Here is a 22,417-nt window from a genome sequence, read left to right as displayed (position 1 = left end):
GAAGATGTTTTTGGGGTAAACTTCAGTAAAAAAGCGGCACTGTTCAACAATTCACCCTGAATCCATCCAAATTTTCGGCGCCTTTATCAATTCAGGCTACCATTGGTAAATATCCCCGCACCTGATATCCTCCAAATTTTAGTAATATTGACCTGGTAAAACCAATGAATTTTAACCAGTTATACACGATGGCAGACTCTGAACCGGGTATTGGAAAGAAAATACTCAGCTTTTTTATCAAGGAGAGTGAAGAACCAGCCAAAGCTGTTCCGGCGACCAAGCCGGCGGCTGAACAGCCAGCGCAAACCGCCGCACCTACTGTGCCGAATGTAGCGGGCACTATGAACATTGACCGCAAGTTTGTGGAACATTTTGTAAGCCTGCTCGAAAAAGCCAATCTTCCCGGGCCCGACTATTTTGAGTATAAACAGGCTTTACAAAACATGGAAGGTCTTGGTCTCGGGGAGGAAAAGCAGTTCCAGGCAGCCTGGGCGAGCTTCAAGGCAATGGGCGGCGCAAAGGAAACTTCCATTCTGCAATCCTCTGCAAACCAGTACCTTTCCATCCTGGATAAAGACCGGAGCTCATTTTTGAAAGATGTAGAAAAAGCAATCAAAGACCGGGTAGGTGCATTGCAGGATGAGCAAAAGCGGCTGGAAGAATCAAACAACTCTCTGGCACAGCAATTGGCTGACATTCAAAAGAAGATAGATGAAAACAAAAACCGCCTCGGACAGATTTCAGGCGAAGTGGCAGAACAGAGCTCGAAGATCAATGCGAACAAAGACAGTTTTGAAATTACATATCTCAGCTTTGTTGAACAAATTAAATCAGACTTGAACAAAATAAACCAGTATCTCAAATAACCTGACTTCCCGACAAATGGCAACACCAGACTTTACACAAATAGGCGGATCGCAGGAGGATACCTCAAAGCGATCTTACTGGAGTAAACCCGAGGGGATCACCTCGCTTCTTTTTATAGGCGGTCTTGGCGCGGCTGCACTTTACTATTGGAACAAAATTGCCGCTTTCCTGATCGAGGTAACACAAAACACCTTGTACCTCGGCTTTTTAATGGCCGTACTTGCGCTGGTCATCTTCCTGTTTACGAGCAAGGATGTACGCACTGCTGTTTTCTTCCTTTTCAAAACATTGATGAGGAAAATCACCGGACTAGTTATCAAATTAGATCCGATCGCGATTATGAAAATTTACATTGATGATCTGAAAGAAAAGCGCGAGAAAATGCAGGGACAGATCAACACGCTCGCAGGTCAGCTGGTAAAGCTGAACAAGAATATCAATGAAAATAATGAGCGCATCAAGCAGAAGTTTGCCGAGGCCAACAAAGCCGGTACCATGCTCGATCGGCCTGGAATGAAGGAAACTGCTTCGCTGGCAACGATTGAAGGTGCAGGCTTGCAGGAAATGAATGAGAAGCTTTTTCCGCTTCAAAGGAACATGAAAACGGTTCTTGAATTTATGGAAAAGGTGAATAAAAGCGCCGATTACATTATTAAAGAGACAGAAATCAAAGTAAAGCTCAAAGAAGCGGAGTACCGGATCGTGAAGGAAAGCTCCAATGCACTGCGCACTGCGATCAGTATCTTTAAAGGTAACCCGGACAAAAAGTTCTATTTCGACGAGTCAATGGAGTATATCCAGGATGATATGAGCCAGAAGCTGGGCGAAATGAAGCGCGCAATGGACCTTTCACTGGACTTTATTAACGGCGTCGACGTGCAAAACGGGTTGTTATCCGATAAGGGGCAGGCTATGCTTGAAGCCTACAACTCCGGCCAGTTCAAGCTGATCCAGCTCGATAGCCCACAGGCGCCTTCCAGCCGGCCGACAGAGGTACCCAAGGATTCAAGCTACCGAGGTCTGCTCGACTAACAACATTTTTCAACTATTTAACATTATTCATCTTTAACACAAACCCATGAAAAGACTCACAGTAGCCGGCCGCCTGATCATCACGGCGCTTATTTTAGGAGCATTATTTGTAGGATATAAGTACCTGGGCGGCCAAAAAGCGCTCAACCAAATGGCAGAAGAGCGGGCGGAAAATCCCGAGAGTCAGGCCACAACTGCTGGCGAAGACGAAAGCGCCCCGAGCGAATCCACTGCCGGGAATTCAGAAGCAGTTAACTCCGATGCAGCCGCATTCAGCTATACCGCGCCAGCGCCGGTTGACGGGAAATTGAAAGGCGTTGTTGAGCTTGGCGCAAGTGGCTTCAATTCTTTCATTATCAAAGTTGACAAGCAAAAACACTGGTCGCTGGAAAAGTCTGAGTTCGGGAACAGCCTGGTGACTGAGAATATGGCCACGGACGAAGATATCCGCGTGGGTCTTAAAAAGTACATTGGCGGCATGCTCGACTTCGGTGTGGGCAGTAAAGACATCCATTTTGTAGTAAGCTCCGGCGCTGCCAAAGCCGATGTAACTCAGAAGATCACGCGCGTGTTGAAGTCGATAGGTTATGTGGTAAACCAGGTAACTGCCGAACAGGAAGGCCAGCTGGCACTTAAATCGGTGCTGCCTGCGGAGTATGCAGACAAGGCTTTTGTAGTGGATATCGGATCAGGTAACACCAAGATTTCCTGGATGGAAGGTGGCAAAGTTTCTGCGCTGGAATCGTATGGCGCTAAGTACTACCAGGACGGAGCAGACGATTCAAAGGTGTACGAAGAAGTATCCTCCAAATCAAAACAGATCCCGGCAGATAAACGCAAGACCTGCTTTATCATCGGCGGTGTACCTTTCGAAATGGCGAAGGAAGTACGTAAAGGCAAGGAACGTTACACTACCCTGAGCGAGCCACTCGCCTATTCCAAACTGACCAATGCAAAATCAAAAGCAGGAGTCAACATTTACAAAGCTGTAAAAGACGCGACCGGCTGCGACCAATTCGTATTCGACTGGGACGCGAATTTTACAATCGGGTTTCTTTTGAATTTATAAAAAGGAGGAAAGGGAGAAAAGGGAAGAAAGGGAGGATGGAGGAAGGATGAAAGGAAGTGGGATTTAAATTACAAATATAGTTTACAACTGTAATTTACAATATTAAACAAATTCAAATACCATCCTCCGTCTTCCCTTTCCTCCATCCTCCCCTTCCTCCCCTAACTATCCCTACCAGACAAACAAAAAAAAATGACGCTAACACAACTATTTCAGTACATTTCCTCCAATCCCTGGCCAGCTGTGGCCTTTTTTGCTTTCATGCCGGTTCTTGCCTGGTTGATTGGTGAGGTGGCAAATGGGAGCCGGGATGTTCAGTTCTGGGGTTATGTGTACGCGGTACTGGTATATGCGGTCAGTATTCCCGGCATTTTTGCATTTACGCTGAATATCTACCTTTTTCTTTTTGAAAGACAGAGTATCTGGCAAGCCAACATCATTTTGCAATTTTTACCTATCATTTCCCTTGCGTTGACGCTGATGCTGATCAAGCGCAAGATACCTTTTGCGTTAATACCCGGTTTTGGGAAAATTTCCGGATTTCTCACGCTCATTGCTGCGCTCATCGGATTGATGTGGTTCTTCGACCGATTGCACTTAGTAGCATGGACTTACGTTCCATTTTCTGTGATTTTGATAGGCTTTGTACTCACTTTGCTGGCGATTAGATTTGCATGGAGCAAACTGTTCTGAAATCCGGTACATATATCCAAATCTCCGTGCGGGCTGAACAGAAGCTTGCAGCCCGCAAGTTGGTGGAGCATTCGCTCGCGCACCATCGGGTATCCAATATTTGGGACAAAGCACAGGTATTACCCGCCAGCACAAGGATGCTCCGCTTCACAGGCACGCTCGGCGAGATTGTTTTCGCCGACTCCTTTCACCTGCCCCGCCCTGGCCGGTCTTTCGGTGCGATCGATGGGCAGGATTGGGGACAGGATTTTTTGATCCGGTCGGACCTGATGGACTTTGCTGTGGATGTGAAGTCAATGAAGCGGCGCGCTGGAAATCTCGCAGGAGACTATGTGCTCAACATTCCTTCTTCACAGCTGAACAAGCCGGGCTCCAAAACCACGCACTACTTTTGCATTTCATTTCACCAATCAGAAATAGCCGGCACCGTCGCTTCTTTGCTCGGGTTTATCGACAAGTCGGCACTGCAAAACGGGGAGATCGGCCGGTTTTATGCAGCAGGTACCAAACGGGTAAGAGCCGATGGTACTGCATTTACATTCAATGAGGATACTTACGAAATCCTGTTCAACGAAATTGCCCCGGTGACACCAACCGCCTACATCAGATCGTTGAAAGGGTTTCGGATTTGCGCTTTGAAATAAGTAGTTTTAGGCACATTCTATCCCCACAACCTTTCAGCCGGGAAACTTACCAGGATTTTATTCTCGTCAATGGCATCACAGTCACGCACTTACCAGAAAAAAAAGCTCCTCGGGCAAGTTTACACACCAGCACATATTGTCGAAAAAATCCTGCGACTCTGCGGATTCTATCAGGCAGATCTAACGTCGGCTTCAATTCTCGATCCAGCCTGTGGCGACGGTCGCTTTCTGGTTCCGATCGCCTCTCATATTATCGAAACTACTCCACGTGAGCTGCTCCCGAAAAGACTCCGGCAAATTCACGGCTGGGACATTGATCCACTCGCCATTGCCGCCTGCAAAGCCAACTTGGAAACATTGTTAAAGCCACTCGACATTTCCGTTTCCTGGAACTTGTCCGTACGTAATGCATTGACACAGAAAGCAAAAAAGCATCGGTTTGACTTTATCGTAGGCAATCCGCCGTACATCCGAATCCAGCACCTGGAAGAACAGCAGCGGACTTATATCAAAGCGCATTACGCATTCTGCCGCTCCGGGTCTACCGACGCCTATGTCGCATTCTTCGAGCTCGCCGCCACGCTCCTGTCGGAAAACGGCATTTGCGGCTTTATTACGCCTAATTCTTTCTTTATCTCCGAAACGGGCCGGCCACTCCGCTCCTATTTTCAGGAGCAGCAGAACCTGATCCACATTACCAATTTCGCGGAGATCAGTGTGTTTGAAAATGCTTCCACTTACACGGCAATCACTGTTTTCGGCAAGCAGCGAGCTCCGGATTTTACTTTTGAGAAATGTATTTCTTCTGACTTTTCATACGCTTCCAGGCGCATTGCATTTACAGAACTGACTGATCCCTGGCAGTTGTCGGTATCCGCCACCGAGACGCAGGAAGGTAGAAAATTAGGTGATATCTGCCAGATTTCAGTCGGACTTACGACGCTGGGAGACGCTTATTACCTGTTTTCTATTTTGGAGGAAAATGACGGGATTGTTTATGCAAAAAACAAGAACGGCGACTATGAGTACCTCGAAAAAGCACTTCTTAAACCGGTTATTAAAGGCTCCAAACTAAAAGCGGCGACGGATCCGGTGACTGAATACATTCTCTTTCCCTATCAGAAAAATAGCTCAGGAAAACAGCAGGTTATCGATGAAGAAACATTGCAAACACAGTTTCCGAAAACTTTCTCCTATTTTCTTAAAGTAAAATCCGCGCTCGATCGTCGTGATAATGGAAAGCCTAATCCCGTTGCCTGGTATGCATTTGGCCGCTCGCAGGGTTTGGATAGTTCATTTGGAAAAAAGATCATTTTTTCTCCCATGAACAAAAAGCCAAACTTCGTGCTGTACGAAAATCCCGATGTGACTGTGTATTCCGGGTATTTTATCAAGTACGACGGTGATCACGAACAATTGTTAGCTCAGCTCAACTCGCAAAGAATGGCTGACTTTATTGCCGTGGCAGGACGGGATTTTCAGGGAGGATACAAAGGTTACAACAAAAAGGCGATTGAAAATTTCATAATAACAAACCTGGTACCAGCCTGACTTTCAGTCGAAATTTGTAAAAACAATGCTTTTCAAAAACGTTTAAATAAACGAACGTTCATTTATATTTGCTTCATGAAAACATGTACAGGAATTGAGAACAAGAGACGTCAATAAAGAAGCACTGATCAGGCAAAAGGCTGTTGAAATGATCGTAAATCATGGTTTCGATGGTTTGAGCATGCATAAACTGGCCAGGGCGGCGGGGGTATCCGTGGCTACTATTTACATTTATTTCCACGATCGCGAGGACCTGATCCAGCAGCTTTACACCGACGAAACCAACAAGATGTTCGATGCAACATTAAAGAACTTTGATCCTGAGTCGCATTTCGATGAAGGATTAAGGGTACAGTGGCTTAACCGGATGCATTACTGCCTGGAAAATCCATTCAGCCACACATTTATCGAACAGCTGCGCCACTCTCCGCTGGTCAGCCGCTCCAATGTAGGCACCCGATTTACCGAGGCAATGGGAAGGTTCGTACATAAGGCGATTGAGCGCAGGGAAATTGTGCCGCTTCCTGTTGAGATTTACTGGTCGGTTGCATTTGCGCCTTTGTATCAGCTGGTTAAATTCCATATTGCGAAGTCAAGCATGCCCGGCAGACCGCCTTTCATTTTCGATGAAGAAAAAGTAAACCAGACACTCGGACTGGTGCTGAAAGCTTTGAAACCCCAACCTTAAGAGCATTCAGCATCATCCCGAACAACTACTTAGCTATGAGCCACCACGTTTACAAAGAAGAATACGTCCTCGTTTTCAGGACGAATGTCAAAAATAAGCGGCATGTTAAGTCCATATCGCCGCTGCTTGACGGACATACCAGTATCATCAAATGGAATATAGACCTTGGAGATATTGATAATGTGCTCCGGGTTGAGGCCACGCAGCCTGAATGTGCGCCTGTTATCGCGCTTTTGCAGCAGGCCGGTTATGCATGTGAAGAGTTAACAGACTAATCGAACCAATACATGACAGAACAAAAAAAGCCGACTTTCACCGGCTACGAGAAATTTATTATTGCATTGCTGGCCTTCTTACAGTTCACGGTGGTACTGGATTTCATGGTACTATCGCCGCTGGGCTACATTCTTTTGGAAAAACTCTCGATTACAACCAGCCAGTTCGGGCTGGTTGTTTCGGCTTATGCATTCAGTGCGGGCGCGGCGGGGCTGATTACAGCGGGCTTTGCAGACAAGTTTGACCGAAAAAAGTTACTGCTTTTCTTTTATACAGGATTTGTAATCGGGACTTTCCTATGCGGTATTGCGCCAACTTACCATTTTCTGCTGGCAGCAAGGATTTTCACAGGACTTTTCGGCGGGGTAATCGGCTCGATCGGCTTCGCGATTATTACCGATCTCTTCCCGATCCAGGTCCGCGGTCGTGTGATGGGGTTTGTTCAAATGGCATTTGCGAGCAGTCAGGTTCTGGGGATACCAATCGGATTGTACCTTGCAAAAGAGTACAGCTGGCACGCGCCGTTTCTGATGATCGTCGGGCTGAGCATTATTGTTGGGGTGCTGGTCGTATTTTATATGAAGCCGATCAACGCGCATTTGAAGTTGCAAACGAAGACGAATGCATTCCAGCACTTGGGTAAAACTTTGGCGAAACCTTCCTACCTGCAGGCTTTCGCCGCCACGACCCTGCTCGCCACCGGCGGCTTTATGCTGATGCCTTTTGGTACTGCTTACGGGGTCAACAACCTCGGCATTCAGGAGGCGCAGCTACCTACATTATATATGGTGACTGGCTTGTGCATGCTTGCATTCAGTCCAATGATCGGGAAGCTGAGCGACAGGATCGGGAAGTATAAAGTGTTCCTCTTGGGTTCCTTCATTGCTTGCGTGATGACACTCATTTATTGCAATCTCAGCGTCACACCACTTTGGATTATTATCATATTGAACATCCTGCTTTTTGTCGGCATCACGGGCCGGATGATCTCCGCTTCGGCGCTGATGAGTGCTGTTCCCGAGCAGCAAGACCGGGGTGCTTTCATGGGGATCAACTCGTCGGTCCAGCAAATTTCAGGCGGCATTGCTTCGCTGATCGCTGGATTTATCGTCCACGAAAGCAGCACCGGCTTCATTGAAAATTATCCTCTGCTCGGAAATGTGGTTGTGTTCGCCATTGTGGTGACTGCATTTTTAATGTATCGTATTCACAAGTACGTTACCCATAAAGTACAGGCGACAGCAGCACCGGGAACAGCTATTTAGTTTTTCAAAAACAATCCACCAGTTCGGCGACATTGCTTTTCCATTTAACGGAAAACCAAAAGCCAGCTGGTGGATTTTTTTGTTAAAACTATATTGGATATAGCCTATTGTTTTCCAGGAACTTACATTGAACAATCTTAAACTTAAAAAATAAATTCTTTTAATACTTTTCGATCTTTTAAAAAGATTTATACATTTACAAAGACAAAAACTTTTGAAGCATTTTATTCATTTAGATTAGTAGTAAAATTATTTTACGTTTATTTACGTATCCGATGTGAAATAAACGACAATCATTTTATACTAATAATACTTTTTAAATGAAAATCATCAGTATTGTCAACAACAAGGGTGGTGTGGGAAAAACTACGTCTGCTCAGAGCATTGCTGCCGGTCTCAGCAAATTTGCGAATGCAAGGGTGCTGGTTATTGACCTGGATGCACAAGCGAGTCTTACAAAAAGCTTCGGCATTCAACACGCCGGCTTGAAAAAAGACAGTGGCTCGTTCATCACCGGTGAATATGAATTTGACGAGATTGTAAAGCGTGTTGGCGACATTGATGTATTGCCCGGATCGGCAGAAATGATCCACCGTGAAGACACGATCAGGTCGGCCCCCGTTTTTCCATTCAACCTGAAAATTGCATTGGAGAAAGTAAAGGAGTTGTACGATTTCGTGATCATAGACTGCCCTCCTGCCCTATATGGTAACACGAGGCTGGCGCTGGTTTCCTGCCACCAGTATTATGTTCCGTTGCAGGCTGAATTTTTGAGCTATGAAGGTTTGAGAAACTTCCTGGTTTACTCTGCCGAGATTAAAAAAATAAGTCCGAGCACAAACCTTGGCGGCGTTTTCGCAACGCGGTACAACCCGAAGATCCGCAAGAAAATCAGCCACGAACTGATCAACGCGACCAGGGAGCAACTTGGTGAAGTATTTATGGATTCGTACATTCGCGATAACATAGCCCTGTCTGAGGCTCAGGCAAACGGCACAACGATATTCGATTACGCGCCCGACAGTAATGGCGCAGAAGATTATTACAAGCTAACTAAAGAAATACTCGAACGAATTAATAACTGACACTTATGGCAAAAGAGAGGAAATTTGATTTTGCGCCACTTCCGCTGGTAGCTGATGTCCAGGAAGAGCCAAACAAACCCACCGAGGTGATTGAGGGAGCGCCAACCAAAGTTACATTCGATTGTGACTACATTCTCATGGAAAACATGAAGGATTACGGGTATTGGGAAGGGCTTACGCAAAAAGACATCATCCTTGAATCTTTAAAGCTGTATTTTCAGGATAAAGAGATCCGTCCGCGGCCAGACAAAATCCGCAACCGTACAAAGGTAGGACGGAAGCCTAAATCACTTACCGACTAACATTCATAAAAAAGTCTCTTTGCGGAGACTTTTTTACTTTTACTGCACAGCCAGCTTACCAGAAAACTCCCGTTCACCATTTGTAACCTTATACAAATACACACCAGCCTGGATTGGCAGCTTCAATTCCGTTTCACGTGTAAAAGTTTTTGTGCGAATGATCTTGCCTGAAAGGTCCAGAAGTGTGAGTGTAGATTTCCCGGCCATATTCGTGGCGACCTTGATAAAGTCACTGGCTGGATTGGGTGAAACCCGCACCCATTCTTCCGGCCCATTTCCGGCAGACAGCAAACGCTCCACTAGTAGCTCCGTCTCCGCGCTGGCTGAACAACCGTAAACATCAGTTCCAGTCACCGAGTACTTCCCCGAATGTTCCTTAATTGCAACCGGAATGGTAATCTCAGCGCCTGTTGCCGTGAACTCACGCGGCCCTTTCCAGGTGTAAGTACTCGCACCTGTTGCATTCAGGACAATGCTACTTCCTTCGAGATAGGGGCTTTTGTTTGTCACTTCGATCACCGGTAGTGGCAGGACGGTGATTGTCACACTCGCTTTCTGGTCAGTAGCGACACAGGAGGCTTGAATGGACGTTGTTTTGTCTGGCTGTATCCGGATCGAGCTGGCAGTTTCGTCGGTCGACCAACTTACTTCCCCCGGGCAGCCGGAGGCGGTTAGCGTTACAAAACCGCCCACGCACAAGCTGTCGTCGCTCGCATTGATCTTCAATATGGCGGGTGAATTGGATTTCAGGTTCCATTGAATCTTCCTGACGCGCTGCTGAGCCAGCGCTTCCGATCTGCTCAGGTGCGTGGAGTCGAAAACGGTTGCAGTCAATTTTCCCGTTGCAGGCAGATCCGAGGGTGCTAGTGTAATTTCATCGACACCGGCAGCCACTTTCTTTCCATCTATATCCCATTCAACATACAGGGAGTTGGGCGCAGGTTTCAGCAAGCCCAGGCTGAATTTGGCTGGCGCCGTCACCAGGTATTCCGATGCATTGTCTGGCTCTATTTGCTCAACCGGATTGACCAGTGACAAGATCGTTTCGGTAGTCGCTTCCCGGCATACTACACAAAACTGCTGGTTCAAATATTCCATTAAACAAGTCGCATTCGAAGGCTTATGCCAGGTAGCAGCAGGGCCGTCTTCCCCGTGTTTATAAATCCCTATTCCGGGAATATCCAGCCAGTTTTTCCATTTCACCCGAGAGCGATCGGTCACAGCTGTCATATTGGGCGCCTCCCTTCCATATTGGGGACCGGCCCAATACTCGTCGTTCAATGCGGCAAATGTGTGGCCGATTTCATGCGCACCTATCGTATTGGCGCTTTCGTTCAATGTATGTACCGCGATAGAACCACCCGAGCCGCCGTAAAACTGGGTATTTACCAGCATTACCGTCAGGTCGTAAGCAGGAAAATTGGCGGCTAGTACATTGAATGCAACGCCATAGTTTACAGTTACCAACCGGTGTATGGAAGAACCGAAAGTCCCGCCGTAAAAGGTTTTCTTCTGTCCGACAGGCTGGTCCGGGTAAGCGTCGGGCGCAGTTCCCGGGTTAGTCACTCCGCTTTCTTCGGAGGGTGTTGGAATGGAGAAGAAATTAAAGTAGTTGCGGTACTTATTGTACGGCGCATAATCGAGAAAAAACTCGGCAAATTTGCGCGCCTCTTCGTTAAACTTAGGGAGCTGCTCTTTCGTAAATCCGTCTCCCAGTATAACAACATTAATGCGGTTGTTGACCGGACCCGATTTATACAAGGTATCGACGGGAAAAGTTTGTCCGAAAACGCGGGATAAAAGGAGGGTAAATACTAGTGTGGTAAAGGTTCTTTTCATTGTTTCAAATTCAGTGTATAAATCTTTACTGGTTGTTTTCCCGGTTTTACGCTGAAAAACTCCAACTTTTCAATGTTTGGGTCGGCTTGCATGCGCATCGTAAATGAACCTTCGGTCGCAAACTGCTTCTTACGCGTGATCGTTCCGGAGGGATCAGGTACTTCCACTTCACGGAAAAGCGGATGTTCAAAAACCATCGGGATTTCCAATGCACTTGTCCTGTATCTCGGTATCACCTGGATCTGGTAAGGGTACTCGACCGACCGCCGCAGGTTCTTTAATCTGCCCGCGCCCGAAACGGAGCTTACAAGGCTGATCTTTTCCATATCCCCCTTTTCAGGCTGACTAACCAGGAATTCCAGAAAGAGTATCTGATCTGCGCTTTCCGGGTTGAACATTCTCACATCATTTAAATCCAAAACCGCCAACCGTTTGCTGCATCCTGAAAACAGCAGCGCTGTTAGTAAAATGTAATTCAATATAAATTGCTTCTGCATGCACACCGGTTTAGGAATCTGGTCTTGGTAAATTTACATCATTCCAAAGCAAATTCACAGCCTGGCAAGACCCGTTTATCCAAAGTACGACCCGACCGTTGAACGAACGGTTGCATTAGCCTGCAACATCATTGCAATTAACTGATTTCCAGCACCTGAAACCCTGTTGCACACCTTTCAACCCTATATTTGAAAATCAATTAACGAGTTACTAATGGAATTGGAGAATAAGAATAAGGCACAAACCGACTCAGACGATTGCTGCTCAGGCGATCACGCACATCAACACAAAAATTCACACGAACACAGTCACGAGCATGACCACGACGGCCACGATCACGATCACGGAAATAATGGAGATCAGGGATTGCTGCAAAGTCGCTGGATGCTCTGGCTCAGTTTAGCAATACTGCTCGGTACACTTGCAGCCACATTCATCTTTAAAATTGAAATCATAAGGCCGGTAGAAATCACATTGATGCTGATCGCCTACCTGCTGGCGGGAAATAAAACCATCCTTGCAGCCGGACGAAGAATAATGCGCGGCGACTTTTTCAATGAGTTTACATTGATGACCATCGCGACGCTAGGCGCATTCTACATTGGCGAGTTCAGCGAAGGCGTGGCGGTAATGATCTTTTACGAAATCGGCGAGCTTTTCCAGGACCTCGCAGTTAGCAGGTCGAAAAACTCCATTAAAGCATTGCTTGATATCCGCCCTGATTCAGTTACCGTGATCAGAAAGCTGAAAAATGTACAGACCACACCTGGCGACGTCCGCATTGGCGAATCAATCCTGGTGAAGGCAGGCGAAAAAGTTGCTCTGGACGGACGGTTACTCTCCGAATCAGGCGTTTTTAACACCGCCGCATTAACCGGAGAACCGCGGCCGGATGTAATTACGTCGGGTAAGCCGGTGCTCGCCGGCATGATCAATACTGAAAAAGCAGTTGAAATCGAGGTTACTGCGCTTTTCAAAGATTCCAAACTGTCGCGGATCCTTGAAATGGTGCAGGATGCAACTGCAAGAAAAGCACCTACGCAATTGATGATCAGCAAACTGGCCAAGATCTATACGCCGATCGTATTCCTGCTGGCCGTACTGATCATCTTTGTCCCCTATCTTTTCACCCCTGATTACAACTTTGATCAATGGCTGTACCGCGGCATGGTGTTTCTCGTAATAGCCTGTCCCTGCGCGTTGACTGTCTCCATTCCGCTGGGCTATTTTGGTGGAATTGGTCTCGCTTCGCGAAATGGTATCCTAGTAAAAGGCGCCAATTTCCTGGACGTGATGACAAAGATCGATACCGTGGTTTCTGATAAAACGGGTACTCTTACCAAAGGTGTGTTTCAGGTCCAGCAGGTGGAAACCACGATGAATGAAGCCGATTTTGTTCAGCTGGCTGCCTCGCTTGAAAACTACTCTACACATCCGGTGGCCAAAGCCGTAGTTGCATTTGCAGCTGAGCAGCGCCTGGACAAACCGGCGCAAGTAGAAGAACTGTCGGGACTTGGGTTGAAAGGGATCGTAAACCAAAAGCTGGTACTTGCCGGTAACCTGAAATTGCTTGAAAAGTTTGCAGTCTCCTATCCCCCATCACTTTCAGACATTCCTGAAACAATTGTGGCAGTGGCAGTTGACGGTACTTATGCAGGGCATTTTATCATTGCTGATGAAATTAAAGAGGATGCAGCCGCTACGGTAAGTGAGCTTGGCAAAATGGGCATTGAAACCATCATGCTCTCGGGCGACAAGCAGGCGGTGGTTAACAGTACTGCGAGCCGGCTGAATATCGCCAAAAGCTACGGCGGGTTACTGCCCGAGGATAAAGTCCGTGTAGTAGAGCAGCTCAAAGCGGAAGGCCGGCGCATTGCATTCGTGGGCGACGGTGTTAATGACGCCCCCGTGATCGCATTGGCTGACGCGGGTATCGCCATGGGCGCGCTCGGGTCTGATGCTGCGATTGAAACCGCAGACATTGTGATCCAGAACGATCAGCCTTCCAGGATCGTTTCGGCGATCAGGGCGGGGAAAGTGACACGCAGCATTGTTTACCAGAATATTTCACTGGCAATGGGCGTCAAGCTCGCCGTCATGATCATGGGCGCAGGCGGCATTGCTACACTCTGGGAAGCTGTGTTCGCAGATGTTGGCGTAGCGCTACTTGCGATCCTCAATGCTTTCAGGATCCAGGGCAGGAAAATTTAACATTGCTGCCGGTACCAGGAGCACCGGCAGCAATCAAACGCCTTTTTACAAGGAATCAGACAATCGGTACAGACCGGATACCCGCCGCTTTTTCAAGCGCCAGTGTAACGCGCTCAAAGCGGTCAACATTACCCCGGCTGCTGTCAGATACTGCCTGCGCCACGGACGGCCGATAGTCACCCCCCAGCTTCGTGTTAAAGAACGGATCATTCGCCGCAAGTACGCCGCGCCAGTTCTTTCCAACAATATTCCTTGATTTTACAAAACGTATCAGAAGACGTTCTTTGATGGACAATCCACCATACTCGGAAACTCGTGTTTGCAGTTCGCTCATTTGATGTGAAGTTGTGTGTGTTAATTTTGTAATTTCCGCATTACTAAAAACGGTATATACAAAAGTATATATTTCTTATTACAAAGTCAAGCAATCGTATACTTTAAGTTGAGAAAATGTCAATAGTTGGTCAGAGAATTAGAAAATACCGCAAATTATTGGGATGGAGCCAGGATCTGCTGGCAGAAAAAATTGACAGGAAGGACAAACAAACTATCTCACACTGGGAAACTGGCAAGAGTGATCCTTCTCTTAAAGAGGTGATCAAACTGGCGGAAGTCCTCAATGCAACAGTTGCCCAGCTTGTTGGCGAAGCGCCTATGTTTGAAGAGCCAAGAGAAAATTATGTAATGCTTAAAAAGGACGATCTGATCGAGTTGCAGCGGAAAGCGCTCGAACTTGAAGACGAGCGGATCAAACACCTCAAAGACCAGCTCAAAGCATTGCAACCTTCTGAAACGGAAGAATCTGAATCAGCTGAGCCGGACAGTTCGTTGGAATAGCATCTTGAAGCCCAGCGCGCAGGTAGCACTCACTACTATCAGCGCGAGCCAAAGTACCTGGTAACCCCACATTGCAGCGACATAGCCGCCCAGCGCGGGACCTATGATCTGCGCTACGGCCTGTGACACTGAGTAGGCAGCGGAATACTTTCCCCTGCTCATCTCGCTTGCGCGGTTCATTACAAATGTGCTGATGTAGGGAATAGCAAGCATTTCGCCAATCGTAAACAGCAGCACTGCGATTCCCGCAAGGACTACGGGCAACACAAACGGGACAACCAGCGCAAGAAAAGACAACGCACTGAAAACTACGCCGGCGACAATGTAAGCCGAGTCAGACCACCGGTCTCTCAGGTTCTGTATCAGGACCATTTCGAACAATGCGATGACTAACCCGTTCATCCCCAATAACAAGCCGATTGTCGACTCACCAATGTGCATTTGTTCTTTCCAATACACCGGCACCAGTCTGAACAAAAGCGAAAAGCAAACCATATAGAGCGTGACCATGATCAGAAAACGCAGGAAAAACCCGTCAGTCCATGGTGATTTCCCGAATATCGCGTCTGCTTCATTGACCGTCGCTTCCCGGTTGATCTTCGCTTTTGGCAGTAATATAATGATCAACACACCGGCAAGCATATACACGATACCGTCAACCCAGAACAGCAGGTGGTAGTTAATGGCAGCAAGAATGCCGCCCATTGAAGTACCGAAGCCGAAGCCAATGTTGGTAGCCAGGCGGTTCAATGCATAAGACCGGGTTAGATTGCCGGTCGTCGAGTAAGCGGCAATGGCAGTACTATTAGCTGGCTTAAAAGCTTCTACAAAAAAGGCGAGCACAATTACCAGCACGCAAATCCAGAAAAAACTGGTTACCAGACTGAAAATAATAAAGAAGATACCGCTCAGGATCAGGCTGAAAATCTGCACAGGCCGAAAACCCCATTGATCTGTGAGGTAACCGCCCGCCATGGCACCCAGCACCGACCCTACCCCGAACAAAGTAATCACCAGCCCGGCCTCGGCAATGCTCCGGTGCAAGCTCTGGGTAATGTACATGCTCATAAACGGAACCGCCATATACCCGCATCGGTTGACCAGGATAACGACACTTAATAACCAGGTCTCCCTGCTGAGCCCGCTGAATGCGGTACGATAACTTGCGGCAATTTGACGGTACATAAACTCACTGCATTGATCCTGCAAATCTCACAACAAATTCCTGATAATCGAGACACTTTCTTCCAATTCGTTGAGGTTGGAAGATGCAAAGCCAAGCCTGACCGTGTTTGTAAACTCTTTACGCTGGCTAAAACCCGAAGAGCAATACAGGTCTTTCTGCGACGCTTTTGAGGCAAGATGAGGTAAGTCAATGTCGGCGTTGAATTTTGCCCAAACAGCCATTCCACCGTCAGGTACCTCAAATTGCAGGTAATTACTGAGCTCAGATTTTAATAGTTCGGTAAAATGATCGCGTCGCTGCCGGTATATCCGGACTGACTTTCTTAAATGCCTTTGTATAACACCCGTTTGCATCAGCTCGGCAATGGCATTTTCCAGCATCTGATCACCCTGTCGGTCAACAATCCTCCTGAGCAGTGCCAGCTCAGAAATAATATCTTCCGGTCCCACCAGAAAACCTACCCTGAATGCGGGTGAAATGGTTTTGGTAAAAGAGCCGCAATAAAGTACCATTCCGTGCTGATCCGCACCTGCTAGCGGCAACAGCGGTTTACTCATATAATGAAAATCGTAATCATAATCGTCCTCAAAAATGGCAAATCCGTATTTTGCAGAGAGCTGCAGTAATGCAATCCTGCGATCAGGTCGCAATGCGACGGTTGTAGGATAGTGATGATGCGAGGTCACGTAAACCAGTCGGACCGGCTTCTGCTCACAAATTTGTTCCAAAGCTTTTACATCCATTCCATACTGATCGACCGGTACCTGAACAATGCTGGCACCTGCGTGTACGAAATTCATCATTGCTCCCGACCAACCATGCGAATCAACTGCAACAATATCACCCTTGTTCAGCAATGCACTGCTTACCAGGTTAACACCCATCGTAACACCCCTTGTAATCAGTACATTGTCAGCAGTTGTTTTTAGTCCGCGCGTTTCATTCAGATGAGCAGATAGTTCCTGCCGCAGCCAGGCAGATCCTTTTGTATCGCCGTACCCCAATCTCACATACGGATTTCCACGGATCAACTGGCTCCGGTAAGCGCGCGACAAATCGTCAACAGGTGCGAGCCGGGCATCCGGAAACCCGTCATCAAGATGCAGGCGGCTGCCGGATTTTAGGACAGCTTTATTTAAATGCGTCAACTTCCGGAATGTAAAACCTGCTTTACTTAACGCAGTGATGTTATCTCCTCCCGGCTTGGTAGTTTTCTCAGATGCCATTTCCGGCAAGCTCCGCGCCACGTAAGTGCCGCTTCCTGTGTGACTTTCGAGCCAGCCTTGTGCCAGAAGCTCGTCGTAAGCCTGCACGATCGTTCTGCGATTCACTTGCAAAAGTATAGCCAATTGTCTGGAACTTAGCAGCCTGTGCCCCGGCTGCAAAGTCCCGTTTCGGATCAATGCAGTGAGTTGACCGGCTATTTGCAGATAGAGCGGACTCCTGCCGGATCTGTCAGGGCTAATAAGAGATGAAAGTGGCTGCATTAATTGGACTACCTAGATTCTAAATATTGGATCTTTCTACAAGTCCAATTAAGTTGGAATTTTGAAGAAAAACAAGATCATGAACAACATACCATCCCACCTCATTCCCAGCAGACAGGCGAAAAAAGCCAGCTACGACCGCGAAACGATCGATCCCATTCTTGATGAAGCACTATACTGTACCATCAGTTTTGTGATTGACAACAAACCGTTCGCTATTCCTACTGCTTTCGTCCGGTATGACGACAAAATTTACATTCACGGTTCCGTAGGAAGTCATTTTATCAGGGAGATCGAAAAGGGCATTCCGGTTTGCATTTCAGTTATGCTGACTGACGCGCTGGTAGTTGCGAAATCCGCATTCAGTCACTCTGTGAATTACCGGTCAGTGATCATGTTTTCCAAAGCGGAGAAAGTAGAGGATCTTGAAACAAAACGGGCTGCATTTGAGTGGCTTACTAACAAAATAGTCCCTAACTCCTGGGATTACCTGCGGCCGATGACAGATTCGGAAGTGCGCAAAACAACTGCGTTGGCATTCCCGATTTCCGAAGCGTCGGCTAAAATGAGGACGGGTATGCCCAATGATGAACCGGAAGATCTGGATTTGCCGATATGGTCTGGCCTGATCCCCACACCTACCCTTCGCCATGCACCTGTACCTGATGAGAGCAGCAAATTGATTCCACTTCCTGAACATTTGAGATAAGCGTGCAACCTTGGGCTTGAGTCTGGCATCTTTCGGGAAATGATGCCAGATTTAAACAATGCAAACCATGACCGGAAAGGAACTATTTGACCGCTATCAATTGGCTGCACTCGCAAAAGGACTTGGATCTCAGGAATTTCACTACGGAAATATATTATATCAGGCATTGAAAATTGAAGGCGAAGAGAAAGTTTTTCAATTGTTGGAAGCAGCCGAAAAAAGCGGAAAACGCATTGTGCTCAGCTATTCAGCGGCAAACCAAATTAATTTAATCGAACCCGATATTGCTATAATCGGATGAAATGAGAAAAGAGGTTGCCTGTCGACAACCTCTTTCTATTTTAATGCAAGAAAATGCTTTTCATTTTCCAAAAGGCGTGTTTCTTTTGGTCCAGTTTCAATGAATTGCCTAATTGCGCGAAAATGGAATTTCTTATTGTTATAGTTTTTTTGGCTACATATTTTACCTCCTAAACTACGCTGATCTGCGTTCCAAATCCGGAAAAGAAGAACCCACACCGGATTTTGCTCAACCTGATCTTCAAAAAGCCCAGGAAATAGACAACGATCAATCAAAGAGCAAAACAAAGCAATCCCTCTTTGACAAGCGCTTTATAGCAAGCACGCTGCTTGTGCTGGCGACCAGCTCAATTATCGTATATGTGATTGAAGATGCAGAGGGAATTCACCTTCCTTACCTCGTGGCTGTATTTTCTGCCATATCGATTGGTTTTGCAGAACCTTACCGTGGCTGGACGCTGGCGATCCTGCAATGTGTGCTCATTTACCTCGGCTACCAGTTTTTCACCACTTCACCGGAGGGTAATGCATTGAAAGAGCTGCACAATTTCAGTTTGTACGGATCAATGATCCTGACCTTCGCCGGCAGCTTCCTGGGCGCATTCATGAAGCGCGCATTGACTATGAAGTAGCTACCGGGCTCTTTCACAAGCCTGGTAGCTACCAGGTGCTTATCTTGAAATGAGAATGCTGTGCGAAGTCTGGGTACCGTCCGCTTTGCCCACCAACACAATGTACTTCCCGGGAGCAAGCTTACTTACGTCTATATCCCGCTGAGATCCCGCTTGTAAAACCAGCTTCCCGCCGGACGTTAGTACCCTAACATGCGAAACAGTGCCAGCGTCTATCAGGTCAATACTAAATTTATCATAGGCAGGATTAGGATACACCAGCACGGATCCATTTGCGGCAACCTTTCGCTTGATCGTTTCCGCCATTGGATTAGCTGCCTCATCGGGCGCAGGTGAAACTTCGCCGCCGCCGAGGTAAGAAGACAGGTAACGCCAGGGACCATACGTTTGTCCGGTAAGTGCCAGTGCAGGATCATACTTCACGCGCACACGCACTTTCGTCGCACTCCCCTGCTTACTGATAACATTTTTAAGCTCTGTACCCAAGAGTCCGAGACTCGTATATACATTCTGCGAACCAGATGATTGTGTGCTATTAGTAATTACATTATTAGCACCCTTCGAAAATCCCTGCCCGAAGCCTTTGTCTCCCACACAAGCTTGCCTTTGTTACTTCCGAGGAACGATTTAGAATACAAGCCTGCGCCAAAGTTGTTTTGGGCGAATTGCGTTTGGTTGATTGGGGTAGTAAGATTGGTGTTGTAAAGGCAGAGGTTGTTGAGGAGAGCTGGACTAGAAGATCCATGAAATGCCAGTACTACACTTTTTTCTGTTGAACTATTTGAGGCAGAAAGGTATGAAGCTGCCAGTAAGTCACTAAAACCATCACCGTCTACATCTCCCGCAGCTGAGACAAATAATTCTAACACTTCAACAGGCCCTCTCTCTCCATAATTATTGATCGCGAACGCCGGACCATTACTCTGGACAATTCCACTTGAGGATCCGTAGTAAACAAAGCTCGTTCCCCAAACCGATTGTGGAATCATATAATTTGGTGCAGCAATAACTATATCACTATATCCGTCTCCATTTAAATCGCCAGCAGATGAGACGTTCCTTCCAAAGTTAGCTTCTGCTTGATTGCATTCAAGCGTGATTGCAACGGGATTCAAACCCGACGGAGATCCGTGATAAACCAGAGCCACGCCCTCATTATAACTGCCATTATTATAATAATCAGCACCAACAATCACATCACTGTAACCATCTCCATTAATGTCCCCGGCAGACGACACGGAAACACCGAGGCCTGAACTCACCTGGTTTTTTTCCAATTTCAATGACAGATTTTTTGATACGCCATTTTGAGATCCATAGTACAGAAAAACGGCTCCTTCATGGCTTTCTGGGTTTGTAAAGTAAGGTGCTCCCGCAACGATATCCGAATATCCATCACCATTTACATCACCTGCACATGACACCGAATATCCTAGTTGTGCGTAATTACCATTGCTTTCAATTATGGCAGCGGGAGTTGTGCTTACACCAGTTTGTGAGCCATGGTAGACAAAAATTGCTCCTTCATCCAGCTGACCATTATCGTAACTTTCGTCTCCCACTACTAAATCCCCATATCCATCGCCATTAACATCGCCGGCGCCTGCAACTGACCACGCCATTAGAGATGTGCCTTTGTCAGTTGGCAAGATTGTTGCCAAGTTTGCTTTAATACCCGAAGCAGAGCCATAATACACCAATGCTGCACCGGAAATGACTTCAAATTGCGGACTCATTTTGACAAAGTACGTCAAATCTCCTACAACTATGTCCCCAAAACCATCTCCGTTCAAATCACCTGCCTGTGCGACGGAATACCCGAACTCACCGCTATTTGGAACATTTTCAATTACTGTTGGAGAATTAAAATTGACTCCTGTGAGAGAACCGTGATAGATGAAAACTGCACCATGAGGATCGTAGTTCGGCACTCCTACCATCACATCGTTGAAGCCATCACCGTTCACATCACCCGCGCCGCTAACACTAATTCGCTTACTGATTTTCAAAGTAAGTGCTTCTTGAATTGATTCAGCAAAGTTTACCCCTCCCTTCCAAACAAACACCGCACCTTCATCATCATGTCCATTGTCATAAGCAATGGCCCCTACAATCACGTCACTGTAACCATCTCCATTCACATCACCGGCACTCGCGACACTGCAGCCAAATTGTGCACCAGTTTTATTGCTTTCTAGTGTAGAAGATAAGATACTGGATATGCCGGTTTTAGCGCCTTGAAATACAAAGGCCGCCCCTTCGTTTAAATGACCATTGTCATAATACTTTGCGCCAATAATCACATCAGCATACCCGTCGCCATTCACGTCACCTGCACTGCCGGCAGAGCTTCCGAACTGCGCTTCTGCCTGGTTCATTTCAAGGGTAAGTGCCGCAGCCGGGCTGATCCCCTGCGCTGAGCCGTGGTGTATAAATGCTGCTCCTTCATTGGTCTGCCCTTTGTCGTACATGTTGGCAGTGATGATGATGTCGCTGTAACCGTCCCCGTTTACATCTCCCGCAGTCCCTATCGCATTACCCAGGAAAGCGCTGACCTGATTACTTTCCAATATAACAGCCGGCACATTGGAATTTACCCCCAATGCAGACCCGTGATAAATGAACACTGCGCCTTCGTCCACCTCACCTTTGTCGAACAACCTGGCCCCGACCATGATGTCACTGTAACCATCTCCATTCACATCCCCTGCCCCGGCAGCTGTAAACCCGAATGCGGATTCAGCCTGGTTCCCTTCTATTTTTACAGGATTGTTTGCATTCAGTCCTTGTGCCGAGCCATGGTAAACAAATGCAACACCTTCATTTACCTGCCCACTATCATAAGCATGTACGCCGATCACCACATCGCTGTAACCATCCCCATTCACATCTCCTGCAAGTCCCATAGCATTGCCAAAGTTGGCTTCGGCCTGATTACCTTCTAATACCAGTGATGCATTCGTGCTGATACCAGCCGCAGAACCATGGTACACAAACACAGCGCCTTCATTGGTCTCACCTTTGTCGTAAAACAGCGCCCCCACCATGATATCACTGTACCCATCTTTGTTAACATCACCAGCAGTGGACACAGAGCACCCGAACCGGGCTCCCGCCTGGTTGCCTTGCAGCATTACTGCATTGCCCATGTTCAAACCGGAAGCACTGCCGTAGTACACCCACGCTGCTCCCTCATCCAGCTCCCCATTGTCATACTTGGATGCGGCCACGATCACGTCGCTGTAC

At 47.2% G+C, this 22,417-nt stretch carries 23 protein-coding genes; 16 read left to right on the top strand and 7 right to left on the bottom strand.

What is annotated here, in order from left to right:
* The first annotated feature begins 188 nt into the window (after nt 1–188).
* The 11 genes from ACTIE6_RS22135 (at nt 189) to ACTIE6_RS22085 (ending at nt 9,472) form a co-directional block, all read left to right on the top strand.
* Complete coding sequence (locus ACTIE6_RS22135) at nt 189–866, top strand: hypothetical protein (protein ID WP_439558703.1); 678 nt, start codon at nt 189–191, stop codon at nt 864–866.
* A 16-nt stretch (nt 867–882) separates the two neighbouring features.
* Nucleotides 883–1,899, top strand: coding sequence for a hypothetical protein (locus ACTIE6_RS22130; protein ID WP_439558702.1), 1,017 nt, complete (start codon nt 883–885; stop codon nt 1,897–1,899).
* 46 nt (nt 1,900–1,945) lie between these two features.
* On the top strand, nt 1,946–2,968 hold the full coding sequence (locus ACTIE6_RS22125) for a hypothetical protein (protein ID WP_439558701.1): 1,023 nt from the start codon (nt 1,946–1,948) through the stop codon (nt 2,966–2,968).
* Nucleotides 2,969–3,160: 192 nt separating this feature from the next.
* On the top strand, nt 3,161–3,661 hold the full coding sequence (locus tag ACTIE6_RS22120; protein ID WP_439558700.1) for a hypothetical protein: 501 nt from the start codon (nt 3,161–3,163) through the stop codon (nt 3,659–3,661).
* Entirely contained in the window at nt 3,643–4,305 is a 663-nt protein-coding gene (locus tag ACTIE6_RS22115) for a hypothetical protein (RefSeq protein ID WP_439558699.1), read from the top strand. Before ACTIE6_RS22120 ends, ACTIE6_RS22115 begins: the two co-directional genes overlap by 19 nt.
* 69 nt (nt 4,306–4,374) lie before the next feature.
* The gene (locus ACTIE6_RS22110; protein ID WP_439558698.1) at nt 4,375–5,856 is read left to right on the top strand and encodes an HsdM family class I SAM-dependent methyltransferase; all 1,482 of its coding nucleotides are present in this window, start codon (nt 4,375–4,377) and stop codon (nt 5,854–5,856) included.
* 94 nt (nt 5,857–5,950) lie between these two features.
* Nucleotides 5,951–6,544: a TetR/AcrR family transcriptional regulator gene (locus tag ACTIE6_RS22105; RefSeq protein WP_439558697.1), complete on the top strand. Its 594-nt coding sequence runs from the start codon at nt 5,951–5,953 to the stop codon at nt 6,542–6,544.
* 35 nt (nt 6,545–6,579) lie between these two features.
* A complete protein-coding gene (locus ACTIE6_RS22100) occupies nt 6,580–6,819 on the top strand; it encodes a hypothetical protein (protein ID WP_439558696.1) in 240 nt (79 codons plus the stop codon).
* 12 nt (nt 6,820–6,831) lie between these two features.
* Nucleotides 6,832–8,085, top strand: coding sequence for an MFS transporter (locus ACTIE6_RS22095; RefSeq protein WP_439558695.1), 1,254 nt, complete (start codon nt 6,832–6,834; stop codon nt 8,083–8,085).
* Between the two features lie 320 nt (nt 8,086–8,405).
* A complete protein-coding gene (locus ACTIE6_RS22090) occupies nt 8,406–9,170 on the top strand; it encodes a ParA family protein (protein WP_031528003.1) in 765 nt (254 codons plus the stop codon).
* A 5-nt stretch (nt 9,171–9,175) separates the two neighbouring features.
* Complete coding sequence (locus ACTIE6_RS22085; protein WP_031528004.1) at nt 9,176–9,472, top strand: hypothetical protein; 297 nt, start codon at nt 9,176–9,178, stop codon at nt 9,470–9,472.
* Nucleotides 9,473–9,511: 39 nt separating this feature from the next.
* Here ACTIE6_RS22085 and ACTIE6_RS22080 read toward each other — a convergent pair whose 3' ends face one another.
* Complete coding sequence (locus ACTIE6_RS22080; RefSeq protein WP_439558694.1) at nt 9,512–11,311, bottom strand: M64 family metallopeptidase; 1,800 nt, start codon at nt 11,309–11,311, stop codon at nt 9,512–9,514.
* Complete coding sequence (locus ACTIE6_RS22075) at nt 11,308–11,808, bottom strand: hypothetical protein (protein ID WP_439558693.1); 501 nt, start codon at nt 11,806–11,808, stop codon at nt 11,308–11,310. The genes ACTIE6_RS22080 and ACTIE6_RS22075 overlap by 4 nt, the downstream gene beginning before the upstream one ends.
* A gap of 214 nt (nt 11,809–12,022) precedes the next feature.
* Between ACTIE6_RS22075 and ACTIE6_RS22070 the strand changes: the two genes are divergently transcribed.
* Nucleotides 12,023–14,020 (top strand): heavy metal translocating P-type ATPase, encoded by a 1,998-nt coding sequence (locus ACTIE6_RS22070; RefSeq protein WP_439558692.1) that lies wholly within the window; start codon nt 12,023–12,025, stop codon nt 14,018–14,020.
* Nucleotides 14,021–14,075: 55 nt separating this feature from the next.
* On the opposite strand, the gene ACTIE6_RS22065 is transcribed toward ACTIE6_RS22070, so the two are convergent.
* Nucleotides 14,076–14,354, bottom strand: coding sequence for a hypothetical protein (locus ACTIE6_RS22065; RefSeq protein ID WP_439558691.1), 279 nt, complete (start codon nt 14,352–14,354; stop codon nt 14,076–14,078).
* A 116-nt stretch (nt 14,355–14,470) separates the two neighbouring features.
* On the opposite strand from ACTIE6_RS22065, the gene ACTIE6_RS22060 reads away from it, so the two are divergent.
* Nucleotides 14,471–14,857, top strand: a complete 387-nt coding sequence (locus tag ACTIE6_RS22060; protein WP_439558690.1) for a helix-turn-helix domain-containing protein — start codon at nt 14,471–14,473, stop codon at nt 14,855–14,857.
* Here the strand turns inward: ACTIE6_RS22060 and ACTIE6_RS22055 are convergent.
* The gene (locus ACTIE6_RS22055) at nt 14,828–16,042 is read right to left on the bottom strand and encodes an MFS transporter (protein ID WP_439558689.1); all 1,215 of its coding nucleotides are present in this window, start codon (nt 16,040–16,042) and stop codon (nt 14,828–14,830) included. The genes ACTIE6_RS22060 and ACTIE6_RS22055 overlap by 30 nt on opposite strands.
* Nucleotides 16,043–16,069: 27 nt before the next feature.
* Nucleotides 16,070–17,530 (bottom strand): PLP-dependent aminotransferase family protein, encoded by a 1,461-nt coding sequence (locus tag ACTIE6_RS22050; protein ID WP_439558688.1) that lies wholly within the window; start codon nt 17,528–17,530, stop codon nt 16,070–16,072.
* Between the two features lie 79 nt (nt 17,531–17,609).
* Here ACTIE6_RS22050 and ACTIE6_RS22045 point away from each other — a divergent pair, with 79 nt between their 5' ends.
* The 3 genes from ACTIE6_RS22045 (at nt 17,610) to ACTIE6_RS22035 (ending at nt 19,171) form a co-directional block, all read left to right on the top strand.
* Nucleotides 17,610–18,239, top strand: a complete 630-nt coding sequence (locus ACTIE6_RS22045) for a pyridoxamine 5'-phosphate oxidase family protein (protein ID WP_439558687.1) — start codon at nt 17,610–17,612, stop codon at nt 18,237–18,239.
* Between the two features lie 67 nt (nt 18,240–18,306).
* On the top strand, nt 18,307–18,540 hold the full coding sequence (locus ACTIE6_RS22040; protein ID WP_439558686.1) for a hypothetical protein: 234 nt from the start codon (nt 18,307–18,309) through the stop codon (nt 18,538–18,540).
* 112 nt (nt 18,541–18,652) lie between these two features.
* A complete protein-coding gene (locus ACTIE6_RS22035) occupies nt 18,653–19,171 on the top strand; it encodes a hypothetical protein (protein WP_439558685.1) in 519 nt (172 codons plus the stop codon).
* 39 nt (nt 19,172–19,210) lie between these two features.
* On the opposite strand, the gene ACTIE6_RS22030 is transcribed toward ACTIE6_RS22035, so the two are convergent.
* Nucleotides 19,211–19,657, bottom strand: coding sequence for a T9SS type A sorting domain-containing protein (locus ACTIE6_RS22030; protein WP_439558684.1), 447 nt, complete (start codon nt 19,655–19,657; stop codon nt 19,211–19,213).
* A gap of 56 nt (nt 19,658–19,713) precedes the next feature.
* Nucleotides 19,714–22,417: integrin alpha (locus tag ACTIE6_RS22025; RefSeq protein WP_439558683.1), on the bottom strand; the 2,704-nt coding region annotated here is incomplete at its 5' end.

Origin of the sequence: Dyadobacter sp., from assembly GCF_051859145.1 — a bacterium.
In the GTDB taxonomy this organism is placed as follows: Bacteria; Bacteroidota; Bacteroidia; order Cytophagales; family Spirosomataceae; genus Dyadobacter.
Note: the sequence above shows the minus strand (reverse complement) of the source record. Positions and strands in the feature narration are given on the sequence as shown.